General features: G+C 63.9%; 19 protein-coding genes. 9 read left to right on the forward strand and 10 right to left on the reverse strand.

Annotation, left to right across the window (positions count from 1 at the left end; genetic code table 11):
• Positions 1-30 precede the first annotated feature (30 nt).
• From E8Q41_RS18800 to tsaD, 5 genes are read right to left on the reverse strand one after another with little or no spacing between them, the layout of a single operon-like run.
• Positions 31-675 (reverse strand): methyltransferase, encoded by a 645-nt coding sequence (locus tag E8Q41_RS18800; protein ID WP_137157088.1) that lies wholly within the window; start codon positions 673-675, stop codon positions 31-33.
• Entirely contained in the window at positions 672-1,106 is a 435-nt protein-coding gene (locus E8Q41_RS18805) for an EVE domain-containing protein (RefSeq protein ID WP_137157089.1), read from the reverse strand. The genes E8Q41_RS18800 and E8Q41_RS18805 overlap by 4 nt, the downstream gene beginning before the upstream one ends.
• Positions 1,107-1,108: 2 nt before the next feature.
• Positions 1,109-1,402: a YciI-like protein gene (locus E8Q41_RS18810; RefSeq protein ID WP_137157090.1), complete on the reverse strand. Its 294-nt coding sequence runs from the start codon at positions 1,400-1,402 to the stop codon at positions 1,109-1,111.
• 12 nt (positions 1,403-1,414) lie between these two features.
• Positions 1,415-2,398, reverse strand: coding sequence for an NAD(P)H-dependent glycerol-3-phosphate dehydrogenase (locus tag E8Q41_RS18815; RefSeq protein ID WP_137157091.1), 984 nt, complete (start codon positions 2,396-2,398; stop codon positions 1,415-1,417).
• Positions 2,395-3,492, reverse strand: coding sequence for a tRNA (adenosine(37)-N6)-threonylcarbamoyltransferase complex transferase subunit TsaD (tsaD, locus tag E8Q41_RS18820; protein ID WP_137157092.1), 1,098 nt, complete (start codon positions 3,490-3,492; stop codon positions 2,395-2,397). The genes E8Q41_RS18815 and tsaD overlap by 4 nt, the downstream gene beginning before the upstream one ends.
• Before the next feature lie 71 nt (positions 3,493-3,563).
• Between tsaD and hemC the strand changes: the two genes are divergently transcribed.
• The 6 genes from hemC (at position 3,564) to E8Q41_RS18850 (ending at position 9,338) form a co-directional block, all read left to right on the forward strand.
• Positions 3,564-4,493, forward strand: coding sequence for a hydroxymethylbilane synthase (gene hemC / locus E8Q41_RS18825; RefSeq protein WP_137157093.1), 930 nt, complete (start codon positions 3,564-3,566; stop codon positions 4,491-4,493).
• A gap of 39 nt (positions 4,494-4,532) precedes the next feature.
• Entirely contained in the window at positions 4,533-5,213 is a 681-nt protein-coding gene (locus E8Q41_RS18830) for a uroporphyrinogen-III synthase (protein ID WP_170976532.1), read from the forward strand.
• A gap of 86 nt (positions 5,214-5,299) precedes the next feature.
• Positions 5,300-6,493 (forward strand): COG4223 family protein, encoded by a 1,194-nt coding sequence (locus E8Q41_RS18835; protein ID WP_137157095.1) that lies wholly within the window; start codon positions 5,300-5,302, stop codon positions 6,491-6,493.
• A gap of 14 nt (positions 6,494-6,507) precedes the next feature.
• Positions 6,508-8,100, forward strand: coding sequence for a heme biosynthesis protein HemY (locus tag E8Q41_RS18840; RefSeq protein WP_137157096.1), 1,593 nt, complete (start codon positions 6,508-6,510; stop codon positions 8,098-8,100).
• 16 nt (positions 8,101-8,116) lie between these two features.
• Positions 8,117-8,584: a TerB family tellurite resistance protein gene (locus tag E8Q41_RS18845; protein ID WP_170976533.1), complete on the forward strand. Its 468-nt coding sequence runs from the start codon at positions 8,117-8,119 to the stop codon at positions 8,582-8,584.
• A gap of 4 nt (positions 8,585-8,588) precedes the next feature.
• Complete coding sequence (locus tag E8Q41_RS18850) at positions 8,589-9,338, forward strand: glutamine amidotransferase (protein ID WP_137157098.1); 750 nt, start codon at positions 8,589-8,591, stop codon at positions 9,336-9,338.
• On the opposite strand, the gene E8Q41_RS18855 is transcribed toward E8Q41_RS18850, so the two are convergent.
• Positions 9,339-10,577, reverse strand: coding sequence for an MFS transporter (locus E8Q41_RS18855; protein WP_137157099.1), 1,239 nt, complete (start codon positions 10,575-10,577; stop codon positions 9,339-9,341).
• A 134-nt stretch (positions 10,578-10,711) separates the two neighbouring features.
• Here E8Q41_RS18855 and E8Q41_RS18860 point away from each other — a divergent pair, with 134 nt between their 5' ends.
• Together E8Q41_RS18860 and E8Q41_RS18865 are read left to right on the forward strand one after the other, a co-directional pair.
• Positions 10,712-11,008 (forward strand): YggT family protein, encoded by a 297-nt coding sequence (locus E8Q41_RS18860; RefSeq protein WP_137157100.1) that lies wholly within the window; start codon positions 10,712-10,714, stop codon positions 11,006-11,008.
• On the forward strand, positions 11,009-11,299 hold the full coding sequence (locus E8Q41_RS18865) for a DUF167 family protein (protein ID WP_137157101.1): 291 nt from the start codon (positions 11,009-11,011) through the stop codon (positions 11,297-11,299). It begins immediately after the preceding gene.
• A gap of 3 nt (positions 11,300-11,302) precedes the next feature.
• Here E8Q41_RS18865 and ppa read toward each other — a convergent pair whose 3' ends face one another.
• Entirely contained in the window at positions 11,303-11,842 is a 540-nt protein-coding gene (gene ppa, locus E8Q41_RS18870; RefSeq protein WP_137157102.1) for an inorganic diphosphatase, read from the reverse strand.
• A gap of 173 nt (positions 11,843-12,015) precedes the next feature.
• On the opposite strand from ppa, the gene E8Q41_RS18875 reads away from it, so the two are divergent.
• Positions 12,016-12,654, forward strand: a complete 639-nt coding sequence (locus E8Q41_RS18875) for a hypothetical protein (protein WP_246660245.1) — start codon at positions 12,016-12,018, stop codon at positions 12,652-12,654.
• A gap of 19 nt (positions 12,655-12,673) precedes the next feature.
• Here the strand turns inward: E8Q41_RS18875 and E8Q41_RS18880 are convergent, their stop codons facing one another.
• From E8Q41_RS18880 to E8Q41_RS18890, 3 genes are all read right to left on the reverse strand, one after another.
• Positions 12,674-13,183, reverse strand: a complete 510-nt coding sequence (locus tag E8Q41_RS18880) for a GNAT family N-acetyltransferase (RefSeq protein WP_137157103.1) — start codon at positions 13,181-13,183, stop codon at positions 12,674-12,676.
• 193 nt (positions 13,184-13,376) lie between these two features.
• The gene (gene typA, locus E8Q41_RS18885; protein WP_137157104.1) at positions 13,377-15,209 is read right to left on the reverse strand and encodes a translational GTPase TypA; all 1,833 of its coding nucleotides are present in this window, start codon (positions 15,207-15,209) and stop codon (positions 13,377-13,379) included.
• A gap of 196 nt (positions 15,210-15,405) precedes the next feature.
• Positions 15,406-16,986, reverse strand: coding sequence for an alkaline phosphatase (locus E8Q41_RS18890; protein ID WP_137157105.1), 1,581 nt, complete (start codon positions 16,984-16,986; stop codon positions 15,406-15,408).
• Between the last annotated feature and the right edge of the window lie 35 nt (positions 16,987-17,021).

Here is a 17,021-nt window from a genome sequence, read left to right on the forward strand (position 1 = left end):
GGTCAGTTGTGCGGCGAAATGGTTAGCGGATCATGAAAATCGCCAGACCGTGGTCTTCTTGACCTCGGAATCTTCCAAAGCGCGCGTCACCGGCACCTCATAGGTGGCCAAAGCCTGCATTCTCTCGCGCGGGCAATAGGCGCGGCCGGGATCGCCGACGATCACCTCTGTTCCCTGTTGTCGCAGTGTTTCGAACCAGGGGATGAGCGCCTCGGCGAAACTCTTGTCGTAAAAGACGTCGCCGGCGAGCAGGACATCGGCCTCAAGCGGTTGGCCGACAATATTCTCGCCGGAAAAAGCGAGGTCGACGCCGTTGAGATCGCTGTTGAGCGCGATTGCGGTCTCAGTCCAGGGATCGATGTCGACAGCGGTGACGGCGCTCGCGCCCGCCTTCACCGCTGCAATCGCCACCAGGCCGGAGCCGGAGGCGAAATCGACGACGCGCTTGCCCGCCACGCAGTCGGGGTGATCGAGAATGTAGCGCGCCAGGCCCTGGCCGCCTGCCCAGGCGAAGGCCCAGAAAGGCGGCGGCAGGCCGATTGCTTCCAGTTCTTCCTCGGTCTTCAGCCAGAGATCATGCGCCTCATCGGCCAGCCGCAGCCGGATCTCCGGCGTATGCGGCGGCGCCATTACGCCGGTATTGGCGAGAATGAAGGCGCGCGGCTCGGTTTTCATGGCGAGAGCGGCGGATTGTCCAGGCCGCCCAACCGGCAAACCAGCCGATATTCCTCTTCGGTGACCGGCTGAACCGAAAGGCGCGAGAGCTTCACCAGCGCCATATTGGCGAGCTCAGGCGTGTTCTTGACCTTTTCCAGCGTCACCGGCACGGGCATGTCGCAGACGGCGCGGACGTCGACGCATTCCCAGGTGGGGACATCAGCCGTCGAATCAGGATGGGCGAGCGCTGAGACCTCGCAAATGCCGACCACGGCCAGACCTTCATTGGAATGGTAGAAGAAGCCTTTGTCGCCCAGTTTCATCGCTCGCATATTGTTGCGGGCGGCGTAATTGCGCACGCCGTCCCATTCCTGGCCCTTGGCTCCGATGGCTTTCAGATTGTCCCAGGAAAACTTGAACGGCTCGGACTTGAACAGCCAATAGGCCATGATCAGGCCTCCGGATTGTTGAAGACCCAGTTCCACGGCCGGATGTCGACCGAGGCGAACAGGCCCGCCTTGGCATAGGGATCGGCGGCGGAGATCGCCTGCGCTTCTTCCAAAGTTTCAGCCTTGACCACGACCAGGCTTCCATTCGGCTTGTTGTCGCCGTCCAGGAAGGGGCCGGCGAAAGTGAGCACGCCCGAAGCATTGATCTCGTTCAGCCAGGCGACGTGTTCGGGGCGGGTGTCCATGCGCAGTTGCAGCGCGCCGGGCTTGTCCTGGCAGAGAAAGGCGAAGAGCATGGGTTTATCCTTTCATTCGGTGGTGATCGGGCGCGTCATCAGCGCATTCATGGCCGAGGCCACGTCGAGATTGCCTTCTATGATCGAAGCGACGGCGTTTGTCACCGGCATATCGACGCCGCGCTCAGTGGCGAGCCGGGCGGCTACGGCTGCCGCGGCGGCGCCTTCCACCAGTTCGCCCTGGGGAAGCACGGCGCGGCCGCTGCGGCCGGTTTCGATGCCGAAACGCAGATTGCGCGATTGATGCGAGGTGGCGGTCAGCACGAGATCGCCGAGGCCGGACAGGCCGCGCACGGTGTGGGCGTCGCCGCCGAAGGCTGCGGCGAAACGCGACATTTCGGCCAGCCCCCGCGAAATCAGCGCCGCCCGCGCCGAATCGCCGAGGCCAGCGCCTTCGATGATGCCGCAGGCGATCGCCAGCACATTCTTGAGCGCGCCGCCCAGTTGGACGCCGATGCGATCGGCGGATGCGTAAAGCCGGAACGTCGGACCTGAGATCAGCCGCGCATGCGCGTCCGCCTCGTCGAGCGTCGCAGAGGCCACGACCATGGCGGTCGGCAGACCCTTGGCGATGTCGGCGGCAAAGCCCGGGCCCGAGAGCACAGAAATGCGCCGGCCCGGCAATTCACGCTCAAGCAGATCGGTCAGCAATTCGCCCGTCTCACGATCGATGCCCTTGGCGCAGGTGATCACAGCCATGTCTGGCCGCAGGTAGCGCCCGAGCGCCTGCGCCGCGGCGCGCTGCGCCTGGCTCGGCATGACGAAGAGCGCGACGTCAGCCTGATCGAGGCATGTGGGGTCGGCGGAAAAGGAGAGGCTGTCGGGCAGGCGCAAGCCGGGCAGATTGCGCGCGTTCACGCGCGTCCGGCTGAGATCGTCGGATTGCGCCGCGTCGCGGCAGAGCAACGTCACGTCGGCATTGCCCGAAAGGGTCGCGGCGGCGGCGAGCGCCGTGCCGAATGCGCCGGAGCCGACGACGACGAGCCGCTTGGTCATGCCTTGGCGCCTCGTTTGCCCGAGCCGAGCTTGCTCGCCGCGTTCTCATCGAGCGGCCAGCGCGAACGCGGTGAGACCGTCATGGGATCGGCGGGCAGATCGAGCGCCATGCGCTCGAGACCGGCCCAGGCGATCATGGCGGCGTTATCCGTGCAGAGGCTGAGCGGCGGGGCGATGAAGCGGAAGCCGTGTTGGTCTGACAGTTCGGTCAACACCCCGCGCAGCGCCTTGTTGGCGGCGACGCCGCCGGCCACCACCAGCGCCGGCTCGATCGCTTCGCCGGCGAAACGTTCCTTGAAGCGCGTCAGGCCGCGGCCGAGGCGATCGCGCATGGTGCGGCAGACGGCGTTCTGGAACGAGGCGCAGATATCGGCGACGTCCTGATCCGTAACCGGCTGGGCCGCTTCCGCCGCCTGACGCACAGCGGTCTTGAGGCCCGAAAAGGAAAAGTCCAGCCGCGCCTCGCCGACCAGCGGGCGGGGGAATGCGAAGCGTTGCGCATCGCCTGTCTGAGCGGCCTTTTCGACCGCCGGGCCGCCGGGATAAGGCAGGCCGAGCAGTTTCGCCGTCTTGTCGAAAGCTTCGCCGAGCGCATCGTCAATGGTCGTGCCCCAGCGCTCATAGTCGCCGACGCCTTTGACCAGGATCAGCTGGGTGTGGCCGCCGGAGACCAGGAGCAGCAGATAGGGGAAGGCGAGCCCGTCTGTGAGCCGCGCCGTCAGCGCATGGCCTTCCAGATGATTGACGGCATAGAGTGGTTTGCCGGTCGCCATCGATATCGCCTTGCCGGTCATCAGCCCGACAATCAGCCCGCCGATCAGGCCGGGCCCAGCGGTGGCCGCGACCGCATCGATGTCGGAGAGCGACATATTGCTGCGGGCGAGCGCTTCGCGGATCAGGCTGTCGAGCGCCTCGACATGGGCGCGGGCGGCGATCTCGGGCACGACGCCGCCATAGGCCGCGTGCTCGTCGAGCTGCGACAGCACCACATCGGCCAGAATCCGTCCCGAACCGTCTTGCCCGCGCTCGACCACGGAGGCTGCGGTTTCATCGCAGCTTGTCTCGATGCCGAGAACGCGGAGCACAGCCATCATGGACCCTAAGAATGATTGCGGATGCGGTGAAAGATGATTACTTGGGAGCCGATTACAAGGAAATGCCGCAAATGCAAACAAAAGCTTTCAGGATCGGCACCCGCGGCAGCCCGCTGGCGCTGGCCCAGGCGCATGAAACCCGCGACCGGCTGATGGCAGCCCATGGACTGGCGGAAAGCGATTTCGAGATCGTCGTGCTCTCCACCAAGGGCGACCGCGTCACCGACCGTCCGCTGTCGGAAATCGGCGGCAAGGGGCTGTTCACCGCCGAACTCGAAGAGCAGTTGTCGTGCGGCGAGCTCGATTTCGCCGTTCATTCTTCAAAGGATATGGCGACAAAGCTTCCGGTTGGACTGGAAATCGCTGCCTATCTGCCGCGCGAGGATGTGCGCGACGCCTTCGTGGGACGCGCGGCGGCGACGCTGATGGATCTTCCGGAGGGCGCCATGGTCGGCACCGCGTCCCTGCGTCGTCAGGCGCTGGTGCGGATGCTGAGGCCGGACCTCCAGGTCAAGATTTTTCGCGGGCTCGTCGACACAAGGCTGAGAAAACTCGCCGAAGGCGACGCCGACGCCACGCTTCTTGCTTTCGCCGGTCTGAAGCGGCTGGGGAAACCGGAGGTCGTCACCGAGCTTCTCGATCCGCAGCTGTTTCCACCAGCGCCGGCGCAAGGGGCGATCTGCATTGAAGCGCGAGCCGGCGACGAGAGGATTTCCGAATTGTTGGCGCCGATCAACGACCGCGCCACGTTTGCAGCGGTCACCTGCGAGCGCGCCTTTCTCGAAGTGCTCGACGGCTCCTGTCGCACGCCGATCGCGGGACTGGCGACGGTGGAGGGGGAGAGACTGTCTTTTGCCGGCATGATTCTTTCGCCCGATGGCGCGCGTTGTCATCGTATTGCGCTGGAGGGCTCCGTCGACCATTTCGCGGAATTGGGACGCAAGGCAGGCGAGGCAATTGTCTTAGAGGCCGGTCCCGACTTCTTCGCTTTGTGGAGCTGAGCGATGCGCGTTCTTGTTATCCGTCCTAGGGAACAGGGGGTGGCGACCGCCGAGAAGATCGCCGCTCTTGGACATGAGGCGGTCGTCTTCCCGCTGTTCGAGCCGTTTCATGATCTTGCGGCCGCGCGCGACGCGCTGTCCGCGCCGCATAACGTGCTGGCAGTCACGTCGGCCGAGGCGCTGCGTTGTTTCGGCAAGCTGGGAGCGGAGATCGAGCGTCATATCGATACGCCGCTTTTCGCGGTCGGTAAAACTACTGCGCGTCATGCCCGGGATCTCGGCTTCAAGATGGTGGTCGCCACCCAGGGCGGTGGGGCTGTGTTGGCGGCGGAAATTGCCGGTCGCTACGCCACTCAAGGCGCATCGGTCCTCTATCTCAGCGCCATCAATCGATCGCCGGATTTCGAAGCGACGCTTCAGGAGCACGGTTTTGCCTGCCGCACGGCGGAGGTCTATGGCATGGATGCGATCGACTATTCTCTGGCGGATCAGCAGAAAATGCTGGTGAACCATCCAGTCGACGCTGCCTTTATTTTTTCGAAGGACAATGCCCGCGCCTTTTTCGAACTGGAAGTTTTTCGGCAGAGTAGGGAATCGTTAAAGAAGACGCTGTTCTTCTGCCTCAGCCGCAATATAGCCGCAGCGGTGCCGGAGGAGTTCGCCGGCAGCGTGGTGACGAGTCTTAGTCCCGACGAGGACGAACTGATCGACCTCCTCTAGCGTTTCATCTCGCCGAAAGTCGCATCGGGACTTGCGGGGCCTGCGGTCGGCGCTAAGGTCAGGAAAAAGGATTGAAGGAAAAAGCCATGGAAACGGAAAAGCCTCGCCATTCCAGGACCAATGTCGATCCCAGGACGATCGATCTGACCGCAGAGCCCGTTCAAGCGGCGGAAGAAGCTGGAAAGCCGGAGACGAGCGAAGAGCCCGCGGCCGCCGCTGTCGCGCCGGAAACGCCGGAGATTATCGAATCTGCAGCAGGGCCAAAGGACGAGCCCTCAAACACGGGTCCTGCCCCAGCGGCTGCCGCTTCCCGTTCTGCTGCCGGCGGCGGGAGCGGCCTGTCCCTCATCGCAGCGAGCCTGATCGGCGGCGTGGTGGCGCTGGCCGGCGCGGCTGGCCTGCAATATTGGGGCGTGCTCGCCGCATTGGGCGGCAACGAGAAGATCGAACAGTCGGTCAATCTGGTGTCTTCCGATGTCGAAGCGCTGAAATCCTCCGTGGCGGCGCTGGCCAGCGCCAAGCCGGAAGTCGACCTCACCCCCGTCAACGACAAGATCGCCGCCATCGAAACGCGCCTTCAGGATGTGCCCAAGGCAAATGGCCTGTCCGTCGACGCCGACCAGCGCATCTCGGCGCTTGTCCAGCAAATCACCGAACTCAAGGCCGGTCTCGACGACGCGCGGAAGGTCGAGGAAACAGCCCGCGCCGAACTCGTCATGCGTATCGAAGCGTTGGAGAAGAAGGCCGCCGAACCCGGCGACGATGTGGCTGTCGCCGTCGCCATCGCCTCGGCCGGTCTGAAGGCGGCGATCGATCGAGGCGGGCCGTTCTCGGCTGAACTCGACACGCTGGCCTCTGTCGCGCCAGACATGCCGGCGGTTGCGGCGCTTCGGCCCTTCGCCGACACGGGCGCGCCGGCGCGCTCCAAGCTGATCGCGTCTTTCCCGGCGACCGCCGATCTCGTGGTGGAAGCCCTCAAGCCCGAAGATCCCAATCAGAGCATCACCGACCGGCTGCTGGAAAGCGCGTTTTCGGCCATCAAGGTTCGGCCTGTCGGCGATGTCCAGGGCGACCAGCCCGCCGATATCCTGGCCCGTGTCGAGGACCGGCTGGCCAATGGCGATCTCAAGGCCGCCGCCGCCGAATGGGACAAACTCCCCGAAGAAGGTCAGAAGGCCGGCGCGTCCTTCCGCCAGGCGCTCGACGCCCGCATCAAGGTGGAGGATCTCGTGGCGCAGACGCTCACCAACGCCGTGCGCAACACCGACAGCAAGGGCTGAAGAAAGGTTTTGAGATGATCCGTATCCTTGTCTTCATCGCTGTCGTTCTCGCGGTCGGCTATGGCTTTTCGTGGCTCGCCGATCGTCCGGGCGATCTCTTCATCATCTGGCAGGGCCAGCGCATCGAAATGACGCTGATGACTGCAGCCGTGCTGGTGTCGGTTCTGATCGCCTCGGTCATGCTCGTCTGGTGGCTGATACGGGCGATCTGGACCTCGCCGCATTCGGTGACGCGCTATTTCCGCGCCCGCAAGCGCGACCGCGGCTACCAAGCCCTGTCGACCGGGCTGATCGCAGTGGGCTCGGGCGATGCGCCGCTGGCGCGCCGCATGCTCGATCGCACCAAGGGCCTCATCCGCGCCGACAGCGAACCGCTCATTCATCTTCTCGAAGCCCAGGCTTTGCTGATCGAAGGCAAGACCGAGGACGCGCGCAAGAAGTTCGAAGCGATGGCCGAAGATCCCGAAACGCGCGAACTCGGCCTGCGCGGCCTCTATCTCGAAGCCCAGCGCCTCGGTGCGCATGAAGCGGCGCGCCATTACGCCGAAAAGGCTGTTGAAAAGGCCCCGCATCTGCCCTGGGCGGCGGAAGCCACGCTGGAATATCGCACCCAGGCCGGCCGCTTCGACGACGCGATCCGGCTTCTGGAAACGCAGCGGGTGCTGAACGGCATGGACCGCAAGACGCATGACCGCAAGAAGGCCGTGCTGCTGGCCGGCCGGGCGCTCTCGCGCCTCGACGGCGATCCCAAGGGCGCGCGCGAAGACGCCGTTCACGCGCTGAAGCTCTCGCCTGATCTCGTGGCTGCGAGCCTCGTCGCCGCCAAGGCCTATCTGCGTGAGGACAATCAGCGCAAGGCGATGGGCGTGCTGGAACAGGCCTGGAAGCTGACGCCGCATGCGCAGGTGGCCAGCGCCTATGTCGAAGCGGGCGGCGGCTCTGCGGCAGACAAGCTGCGCCGGGCCCAGCGCTTGGAGAGCATGCAGTCGCACGCTTACGAATCGCTCTATGCGGTCGCCTCAGCCGCGCTCGGCGCGCGTGAATTCGCGCTCGCCCGCGCCAAGGCGGAGGCTGCGGCGCGGATCGACGACCGTGAAAGCGCTTTCCTGCTGATGGCCGACATCGAGGAAGCCGAAACCGGGGATCAGGGCCGCGTTCGGCATTGGCTGGCCCAGGCGCTCAGGGCGCCGCGCGACCCGGAATGGGTTGCGGATGGCCAGGCGTCGGATGTATGGCTGCCGTTGTCGCCGGTCACCGGCAAGCTCGACGCTTTCGAATGGAAGAGCCTGCATCGCGCCCGCCCCGGCGCGATCGAGGACGGCAACCGCGCCGCCGAAGCTTTTAGCCGCCTGCCGGATCGCCGCGACGCCGCGACGCAGACGGCCGAGCCAGCGCCGGCCGCAACCCCTGAACCAGTCGGCGCCGCGCCGGTCGAACCCGTTGTGGCTCCTGCCGCGTCCGTTGCCCCGGCGCCCGCGCCGGCCCAGACTGCCTCGCGCAAAGCGCCGCCGCCGGCCGAGGAGCCCGTGCAGCCGTTCTTCGGGCGGCCGCCCGATGATCCCGGCGTCAAGCAACCGAAAGCCGCCGACGGCGCGCGTCTGTTCTGATCGGGAGGCTGCCGGGATGTTCGAGAAACTGATGGGTTTTCTCCATGCGTTGAGCGGCGAGACGCCGAAAGTGGAGCCGGATAGCCCGGCTGTCGCGGTGATCGCGCTCGCTCTCAGCGTCATCCAGGCTGACGGCGTGGTCAAAACAGCCGAGGAGCAGATGCTCGAAAAGGTGATCCGCGACTACTTCAATCTCAGCGGTCCCGAATTTCGTGAATTGCTGGCGACGGCGCGTCAGCAGGAAGAGGAGGCGGTCGACTTCTTCCGCTTCACGTCCCGGATCAACAAGGAACTCGATGAGCGCCAGAAGCTCGAATTCATCGGCATGCTCTGGCAGATCGTCCATGCCGACCACGAGCGCAACGAACTCGAGGATCACCTGATCTGGCGGATCGCCGAACTGATCGGCGTCTCGGGCCGCGACAGGGTGACCAAACGCATGGAAGTCGAGCGTCGCCTCGACGAAAGCGGGGAGACCTCCTGACAGCATGCTGCGTCACCCTGCAAAGACCAAGAAGGTGGATGACCGCCCGGTTCTGATCGTGCTGCACCAGGAGCGCTCCACGCCCGGCCGCGCCGGGCAGATGCTGGAAGAAAAGGGGTATCGGCTCGATATCCGTCGTCCCGCGCTCGGCCAGAAACTGCCCGACACCTTGCGCAATCACGCCGGCGCCGTCGTGTTCGGCGGCCCGCAGAGCGCCAATGACGATCTCGATTATGTGAAGGCCGAGATCGATTGGATCAGGGTTCCTCTGTCGGAAAACAAGCCCTATCTCGGCATCTGCCTGGGCGCGCAGATGCTGGTCAAGCATCTCGGCGGCAGGGTCGAAAGCCACATCGAAGGCAAGACCGAGATCGGATGGTATCCGATTTCCGCCACCGAGGAAGGCCAGAAGCTCATGGACTGGCCGTCAATGGTCTATCACTTCCATCGCGAAGGCTTCGACCTGCCCTCAGGGGCGGTGCGGCTGGCTGAGGGCGACACCTATGAAAACCAGGCGATCCGTTATGGCGAAAACGCCTGGGGCGTGCAGTTCCATGGCGAATTGACGCGCATGATGATGCATCGCTGGGTGGTGCATGGCGCCCATCGCTTCGAATTGCCCAACGCCCAGACGGGCGACAAGCATCTCGAAGGCCGCTTCCTGCATGATCAGGCGTTGAGGCTCTGGATGTCGAACATGCTGGACCTCGTCTTCGGCCACCGCCTGATCGCTTCGCAGAGCGCCAGCGGCTGATCAGTCCCGAACGGGCGCGTCCAGCGTGTCGATCTTGCGCAATTGCGGGAAGAGCCAGGCCCAGCCGACCGAGACCATCAGCGCGCCGATGCCGCCGATCACCACCGCCGGCACGGCGCCGAAGCCCCAGGCCATGACGCCGGCGCGCGCCTCGCCCAATTCGTTGGAGGCGCCGATGAACACCGAGTTGACGGCGTTGACCCGGCCGCGCACTTCGTCCGGCGTCCACAGCGCCAGCAGCGTCTCGCGCACATAGACCGAGATCATGTCGCCCGCACCCATCACCACCAGCGCCGCAATCGACAGCCATGCGGTCTGCGACAGGCCGAACACCAGCGTGCCGAGCCCGAACACCGCAACCCCGATGAACATGGTGACCCCGGCGCTTTTCTTGATGGGGAAGCTCGCGAGATAGATCGCCATGACGATCGCGCCGATGCCCGGGGCTGCGCGCAGGAGGCCGAGGCCGAAGGGGCCGAGAACGAGGATGTCGGAGGCGAAGACCGGCATCAGCGCCACCGCGCCGCCGAGCAGCACGACGAAGAGATCGAGCGAAATGGCGCCCAGCACGACCTTCTCCTGCCTGATGAAGCCGAAGCCCGCGACGATATAGGCCCAGCTTTTGTCTTCCGACGCCGTCTTCTGGCTCGGCTTCGGCACCAGGAAGATCAGGATGGCGCCCGCGGCCATGAAGGCGAAGGCGACGCCATAAGCGACCACAGGGCCGACGCCGTAGAGCAGCCCGCCCGCCATGGGGCCGACGATCGAGGCGGTCTGCCAGGACGAGGCGTTCCAGGCGAAGGAATTGGCGAGATCCTTCTCCGGCACCAGATTGGGCGCGAGAGACTGCACCGCCGGGCCCATGAAGGCGCGTTCGATGCCGAAGATGGTGAGGATGGCGAAGACCAGAGCAGGCGCGAAAGCGTCGGCGACCGTGAGCGCGAGCAGCGCGGCGGCGCAGCCGGCGCTGACCGCCAGGCAGATCGCCACGATGGCGCGCCTGTTATAGCGGTCGGCGACCGAGCCGGTGACCAGGATCAAGAGAAGCGAGGGTAGAAACTGCACCAGACCGATCAGCCCGAGAAACAGCGTGCTCTTGGTCACTTCATACATCTGCCAGCCGACGGCCACGGAAATGATCTGGATCGCGAAGGCGGCAAGAAAGCGGGCGAAAAAGAACAGGGTGTAGGACCGATGCCGGAACGCGGCAAAGCGGTCTTCCGCTGCGGCAAGTGACATTGGGAGTATTTCCTCGACTGATCCGGCCTCTGGAATGCGGGCCATTAAGGATGAATGACTCGGCGCGCAAGGCCGCCCTTGCCGGATAAAGACCGGTTCATTACATGTCTGTCAACGCTTAATCGGAGCAGACCATGCTGGCCATTCTCAATACGATCCTGTTTGCGCTGAACATCTATATCTGGATTCTCATCGCGTCTGCGATCTTCTCCTGGCTCTACGCCTTCAACGTCATCAATTCGCGCAACCAGTTCGTTGGCATGATCGGGCAGGCGCTGTCCGCCTTGACCGAGCCGGTGCTGCGGCCGATCCGCCGCTTCATGCCCAATCTCGGCGGCGTCGACATTTCGCCGATCGTGGTCTTCATCCTGATCTACTTCATCCAGCAGATCATTATTCTTTATCTCTACCCGATGGCGGTCGGCTACTAAGTGGCGGCTGAGCCCTTCCTGCGCCTCGCCGTGCGGCTCACGCCAAGCGGCGGGCGCGACGCCGTCGAGGGTTTCGAGACGGATGCGGCCGGCGAGCGCTGGCTGAAGGCGCGCGTGCGCGCCGTCCCCGAAGACGGCAAGGCCAACAAGGCGCTGATCGAACTGCTGGCCAAGACGCTGAAGCTGCCGAAATCGGCGTTTTCCTTCATCACGGGCGAAACATCGCGCAAAAAAATCCTCCGGATCGAGGCCGACTCGGAGGATGTGATGACGAAACTCGGTGGTTCCTGAGGCTTACTTGGCCTTTTCGGCCTTGGCGCGCTCGATGGCCTCGACGATCAGTTCCTTGGCGCGCGCAGAGCCTTCCCAACCGAACAGCTTGACCCACTTGCCGGGCTCGAGATCCTTGTAGTGCTGGAAGAAGTGCTCGATCTGCTTGACGGTGATTTCCGGCAGGTCGGTGTATTCATGCACCTTCTCATAGCGGAGCGTCAGCTTGGGCGAGGGGACCGCGATGATCTTTTCGTCCTTGCCGGAATTGTCTTCCATCATCAGGACGCCGATCGGGCGGACATTGATGACGCAGCCCGGCACCAGCGGACGGGTCGAGGCGATCAGCACGTCGATCGGGTCGCCGTCGTCGGACAGGGTGTGCGGCACGAAGCCGTAATTGCCCGGATAGGTCATCGGCGTGTAGAGGAAGCGGTCGACCACCAGCGTGCCAGCCTCCTTGTCCATCTCATACTTGATCGGATGGCCGCCCACGGGCACTTCCACGATCACATTGATGTCTTCCGGGGGATTTTTGCCGATGGATACTGCGTCGATGCGCATAAGTGCCTCCGCTGGGTGGAAAAATTCCGCATTGCGATAGACGAAAAAGCCGGAGAAGACAACAAGACCATAGGACAAAAGGCCCGAGTATTTCTCGCTGGCGGGACATGATGGTTGTTGTAACATGACGTCTTGCCGCGGTCGGCCGGCGGCGAGAGGGGCGGGAGAGGACGATGAGCAGATTTTTCGGACGGATGGTGAGCGTAGGGGGCTTGCTGATCCTGTGGGCGCTGCAGTCCGCGCAGGCAAGCGCTGAGGAGAGCGTCTATACGGATCTCGATCTCGACGCTTGCGTCTCGGTCAACCCATCCGCCGAAGAGGAACCCGGCGGTTTCGCCTCGCTCCGCTGCGAGGGCTATCGGGGAACGCCGGTCTACTTCAAGGAATTCGATCTGCGCCAGAGCGTCTATTACGGGCCGGTGTCCCAGAAGATCATCGACGAGGCGGGTGAAACCTTTTCGGCCTTCAATCACGTCGGCAAGAAGATCGAATGGCGGCTCGGCGCCGATGGGCGACCGACAGCCACGATCCTGCGCTGGTTCATCGAAAACACCAATCCCGACACCGGCTCGGTCGACAAGGCGCTGACGGGGCAGGTGCTCGTGGTTTCCAAGGCTGCGACCGACGACGATCCCATGGGCTGCGTAGCCGGTTATGTCGATGCCCTCGCCAATCCCGGCCCCAATGACCTGGCCCGGCAGGTGGCGGACGAGATCGCGCCTGGTTTCGCCTGCGGCGTCGACCGGCCGACATATCATGGCAAGCGCGGCGAAAAGGCCGGCGAGCCGTCCTACAGCTTTCCCCAGCCCTGATCCCTCGCGGTCAAGTAAGTCAGTTCGGCCAGATGAAGCCCAGCTTCTTGAGCGAGGCGTCGCCGAAATCTTCCATGCCTTCGGCCACATCGAGCCCGCCGCTGGCGCGGAAGAAGGTAACGGCGTGCTCGCTGTCTTCCAGGCACCATGCGGCCAGGCCGCGCATGCCCAGCCCCTTCAGAAGGGCGCGGGCTTCGCGGAACATGTAGCTGCCGAGGCCGGTGCCCTGAAATTCCGGCAGGATGTAGAGTTCGTAGATTTCGCCGTCCTGCTTGAGGGCGGGGGCGCGGTTGACGCCGATCGTCGTATAGCCGGCGATGGTTCCGCCGATATCGAGCACCAGCAGCGTCGACGGCCCCTGGGCGGCGCGGCGCCACCAGTCTTCCTTGCGGCGCTCCAGCATCTGGATCAGCGCTTTGTGGGGGATCAGGCCGCTATAGGAATGCAGCCAGGAACGGCGGTGGGTTTCGGACACGTCGCGCGCATCGGAAGCGTCCGCTCGCCGCAATTCGATCGACAACGTCTTCATAACGCTTCACCCATATGCCGGCCCCGGATCATCCGGGCCTACTCCAAACACCACCAGCGCGTCGTGCGACGCAGTGCGTAAAAGTTAACGCGGAATTAAGCTGCGCCGCAAGTCGTCATTGGTCATTCCACATAGAAAAGCCCGACCGCTCGGAAGCGGCCGGGCCAAATGGTTAATTCGGAAAAGCCCTGTCTCAGGCTGCGCCGGCGGCCTTGGCCTTTTCCATGCGCTTGCGGTCGTTGGCGTCGAGATACATCTTGCGCAGGCGGATGGACTTCGGCGTCACTTCGACCAGTTCGTCGTCCTGGATCCAGGACAGCGCGCGGTCGAGCGTCATGCGGATCGGCGGGGTCAGCTTGACGGCTTCATCCTTACCGGCGGCGCGGATGTTGGTCAGCTGCTTGCCCTTGAGCACGTTGACTTCCAGGTCGTTGTCGCGGCTGTGGATGCCGATGATCATGCCCATATAGACCTTCTCGCCCGGATCGATGATCATCGGACCGCGGTCTTCCAGGTTGAACAGGGCGTAAGCCACGGCTTCGCCGGCTGCGTTGGCGAGGAGCACGCCATTGATGCGGCCGCCGATCTGGCCCTTGAAGGGCTGGTAGTCGTGGAACAGGCGGTTCATGATCGCCGTGCCGCGCGTGTCGGTCAGGAGTTCCGACTGGTAGCCGATCAGGCCGCGGGTCGGGGCGTAGAAGCGCAGACGGACGCGATTGCCGCCCGAGGGACGCAGTTCGACCATTTCGCCCTTACGCTCGGACATCTTCTGCACGACGACGCCGGAATGTTCTTCATCGACGTCGATGACGACTTCTTCGATCGGCTCGAGCAGGGCGCCGCTTTCATCCTTGTGCATCACCACGCGCGGACGCGAGACGGCGAGTTCGAAGCCTTCGCGGCGCATGGTTTCGATGAGAACCGCGAGCTGCAATTCGCCGCGGCCCGACACGTAGAACGAATCCTTGCCTTCGGCCTCTTCGATCTTCAGGGCGACATTGCCCTCGGCTTCTTTGAACAGGCGGTCGCGGATGACGCGGCTCGTGACCTTGTCGCCTTCGGTGCCGGCAAGCGGGCTGTCATTGACGAGGAAGGACATGGTGACGGTCGGCGGGTCGATCGGCTGGGCGGTCAGCGCTTCTGTGACCGAGGGGTCGCAGAAGGTGTCGGCGACGGTGCCCTTGGAGAGGCCCGCGATCGCGACGATGTCGCCGGCATGGGCTTCTTCGATCGGCTGACGCTCGATGCCGCGGAACGCGAGGATCTTGGAGATGCGGCCGGTTTCGATGAGCTTGCCGTCCTGGCCGAGAACCTTCACCGCCTGGTTCGGCTTGATCGAGCCGGAATGGATGCGGCCGGTGATGATGCGGCCCAGGAAGGGGTTGGCTTCGAGGATGGTGCCGATCATGCGGAACGCACCGTCTTCCTCGCCGACGCTCGGCTCGGGGACGTGACGCAGCACGAGGTCGAGAAGCGGCGCGAGGCCTTCGTCCTTCGGGCCTTCCGGATTGACGTTCATCCAGCCGTCGCGGCCCGAACCGTAGAGGATCGGGAAGTCGAGCTGTTCGTCGGTGGCGTCGAGATTGGCGAAGAGATCGAAGACTTCGTTGATGACTTCCTCATGGCGGCCATCCGGACGGTCGATCTTGTTGATCGCGACGATCGGGCGGAGGCCGACCTTCAGCGCCTTGGAGACGACGAACTTGGTCTGCGGCATCGGGCCTTCGGAGCTATCGACCAGAACGATCGCGCCGTCCACCATCGAGAGGATGCGCTCGACTTCGCCGCCGAAGTCGGCGTGGCCTGGGGTGTCGACGATGTTGATGCGGACGCCCTTCCACTCGATCGAGGTCGCCTTGGCGAGAATGGTGATGCCGCGCTCTTTTTCCAGATCGTTGGAGTCCATCATGCGCTCGACCGTGCGCTGGTTTTCACGGAAAGAGCCGGACTGCTTCAGAAGTTCGTCGACAAGCGTCGTCTTCCCATGGTCAACGTGTGCGATAATCGCGATATTGCGCATTTTCATGATGTGGATCTCTGAGTTCGGGGGCGCGGCAACGGGACGCGGCGCCAATTGTTTGGCGGCCTCATACCCTTTTTTTTGCAAATGCGAAAGGGGGAGGTCGGATAAAGTCGAAACGCGGTGAATCCCGGCGATTTTCCCACGATGAAAAGAGCTCCCTGCGCCGATGGCGCAGGGAGCCGGGATGACGAGGTCGATCTCAGGCGAAGCGCGTCGGATCGAGCGTGATCTTCCAGAGTTCCTTGTCGGCGCGGTCCATCAGTCGCACGGTCAGCTGTTCGGTCTGGCCGTCGATGTCGACGAGGCCGAAGAACTGCATTCCGGCCGATGGCGGCAGGTTCTGGCCCTGGTCAGCCGTCGGAGCGGAGACGAACTTCACCTCCGGACCAAAGGTCATGTCGAGATCGTTCGGGCCGAACGTGCCGGCATGAAGCGGACCGGAGACGAATTCCCAGAAAGGCTCGAAGTCCTTGAAGGCGGCGCGCGACGGGTCGTAGTGATGGGCGGCGGTGTAGTGCACGTCGGCGGTTAGCCAGACCGTGTTGGTCACGCCGGCGCTCTTGATGAAGCGCAGGAGTTCGGCGAATTCGAGTTCGCGACCGAGCGGAGCGCCGTTGTCGGCGTTGGCCACGGCTTCCTGGCCTTTCTTCTCCTTGAAGTTATCCCAGACGACGAGGCCGATCGGCATGTCGCAGGCGAGAACCTTCCAGGTGGCCTTGGAGGCGGCGAGCTCCAGCTTCAGCCAGGCCATCTGCTCGGCGCCGATGATGCGCGCCTTGTCCGACAGCGTGGTTTCCTTGTCGTCGCCGTTCGGGCCGCGATAGGAGCGCAGGTCGATGAAGAACACGTCGAGCAGCGGGCCATAGGCGATCTTGCGATAGACGCGGCCGGGTTCGGCCGGCGTGTAGCGGATCGGCGTCATTTCATGGAAGGCGCGACCGGCGCGTGCGGCCAGAACGTGGACGGATTTTTCGGTGTAGCGGTCGTCGCCCATCAGGTTCTTGGAATCCGACCAGTTGTTGACCACTTCGTGATCGTCCCACTGGAAGAAGGTCGGACAGACGGCGTTCATGGCGCGGACATGCTCGTCCATGAGATTGTATTTCCATTGGCCACGGTATTCGGCCAGCGTCTCGGCGACCTTGCGCTTTTCGTCGATCAGAACCTTGTTGATCCATTTCGGCGCGCCCTTCACCTCGACCTCGTCCTTCATCGGGCCGTCGGCATAGATCGTATCGCCGGAATGGATGAAGAAGTCTGGTGTGTGCTTGGCCATGGTGGCGTAGGTCAGCATGCCCGTTTCGTCGATGCCCCAACCCTGACCGGCTGTGTCGCCCGACCAGGCGAAGCGGATATTGCGGCGGGAGGTGGGGGCGGTGCGGAAGCGGCCGATGAGCGGCTCGGACGTCAGGTTGATGTCCTGCAGGTCAGCGGCGACGAAGCGGTAGAAGATGTCCTGGTCGGACGGCAGGCTCTCGATCAGTCGCTTGGCGGTGAAGTCGCTTTCCGGGCCGACATCGAGCGGCGCCAGACGCTGCGCATCCTTGAAGCTCTCGACGGTCGAGACCTCCATCTGGATGCGGCTCGGACGATCGGCGCGCGTCCAGATCATGCCGGAATTGACGTCGACATCGCCGGACTGGACGCCATGGGTGAAGACGGGGCGCTGGGCGGCGCGGACATAGGCGGGCAAAGCAAGGCCGGAAGCCGCGACCAGACCGGTCGCGCCGACGCCGCGCATCAGCGTGCGGCGGGTGACGGATTTCAAAATGCCTGACATTGATCTCTCCTGTTTGAAATTTGGCGCGGGACGCC

Origin of the sequence: Rhizobium sp. FKL33, from assembly GCF_005222915.1 — a bacterium.
Classification (GTDB): domain Bacteria; phylum Pseudomonadota; class Alphaproteobacteria; order Rhizobiales; family Rhizobiaceae; genus Rhizobium_E.

Coding starts and splice junctions, on each gene's coding strand:
- E8Q41_RS18855 (WP_137157099.1), bottom strand. CDS start 10,577: ATGTCACTTGCCGCAGCGGAAGACCGCTTTGCCGCGTTCCGGCATCGG.
- E8Q41_RS18875 (WP_246660245.1), top strand. CDS start 12,016: ATGAGCAGATTTTTCGGACGGATGGTGAGCGTAGGGGGCTTGCTGATC.
- E8Q41_RS18840 (WP_137157096.1), top strand. CDS start 6,508: ATGATCCGTATCCTTGTCTTCATCGCTGTCGTTCTCGCGGTCGGCTAT.
- ppa (WP_137157102.1), bottom strand. CDS start 11,842: ATGCGCATCGACGCAGTATCCATCGGCAAAAATCCCCCGGAAGACATC.
- E8Q41_RS18880 (WP_137157103.1), bottom strand. CDS start 13,183: ATGAAGACGTTGTCGATCGAATTGCGGCGAGCGGACGCTTCCGATGCG.
- hemC (WP_137157093.1), top strand. CDS start 3,564: ATGCAAACAAAAGCTTTCAGGATCGGCACCCGCGGCAGCCCGCTGGCG.
- E8Q41_RS18805 (WP_137157089.1), bottom strand. CDS start 1,106: ATGGCCTATTGGCTGTTCAAGTCCGAGCCGTTCAAGTTTTCCTGGGAC.
- typA (WP_137157104.1), bottom strand. CDS start 15,209: ATGAAAATGCGCAATATCGCGATTATCGCACACGTTGACCATGGGAAG.
- E8Q41_RS18800 (WP_137157088.1), bottom strand. CDS start 675: ATGAAAACCGAGCCGCGCGCCTTCATTCTCGCCAATACCGGCGTAATG.
- E8Q41_RS18890 (WP_137157105.1), bottom strand. CDS start 16,986: ATGTCAGGCATTTTGAAATCCGTCACCCGCCGCACGCTGATGCGCGGC.
- E8Q41_RS18845 (WP_170976533.1), top strand. CDS start 8,117: ATGTTCGAGAAACTGATGGGTTTTCTCCATGCGTTGAGCGGCGAGACG.
- E8Q41_RS18850 (WP_137157098.1), top strand. CDS start 8,589: ATGCTGCGTCACCCTGCAAAGACCAAGAAGGTGGATGACCGCCCGGTT.
- E8Q41_RS18815 (WP_137157091.1), bottom strand. CDS start 2,398: ATGACCAAGCGGCTCGTCGTCGTCGGCTCCGGCGCATTCGGCACGGCG.
- tsaD (WP_137157092.1), bottom strand. CDS start 3,492: ATGATGGCTGTGCTCCGCGTTCTCGGCATCGAGACAAGCTGCGATGAA.
- E8Q41_RS18810 (WP_137157090.1), bottom strand. CDS start 1,402: ATGCTCTTCGCCTTTCTCTGCCAGGACAAGCCCGGCGCGCTGCAACTG.
- E8Q41_RS18835 (WP_137157095.1), top strand. CDS start 5,300: ATGGAAACGGAAAAGCCTCGCCATTCCAGGACCAATGTCGATCCCAGG.
- E8Q41_RS18860 (WP_137157100.1), top strand. CDS start 10,712: ATGCTGGCCATTCTCAATACGATCCTGTTTGCGCTGAACATCTATATC.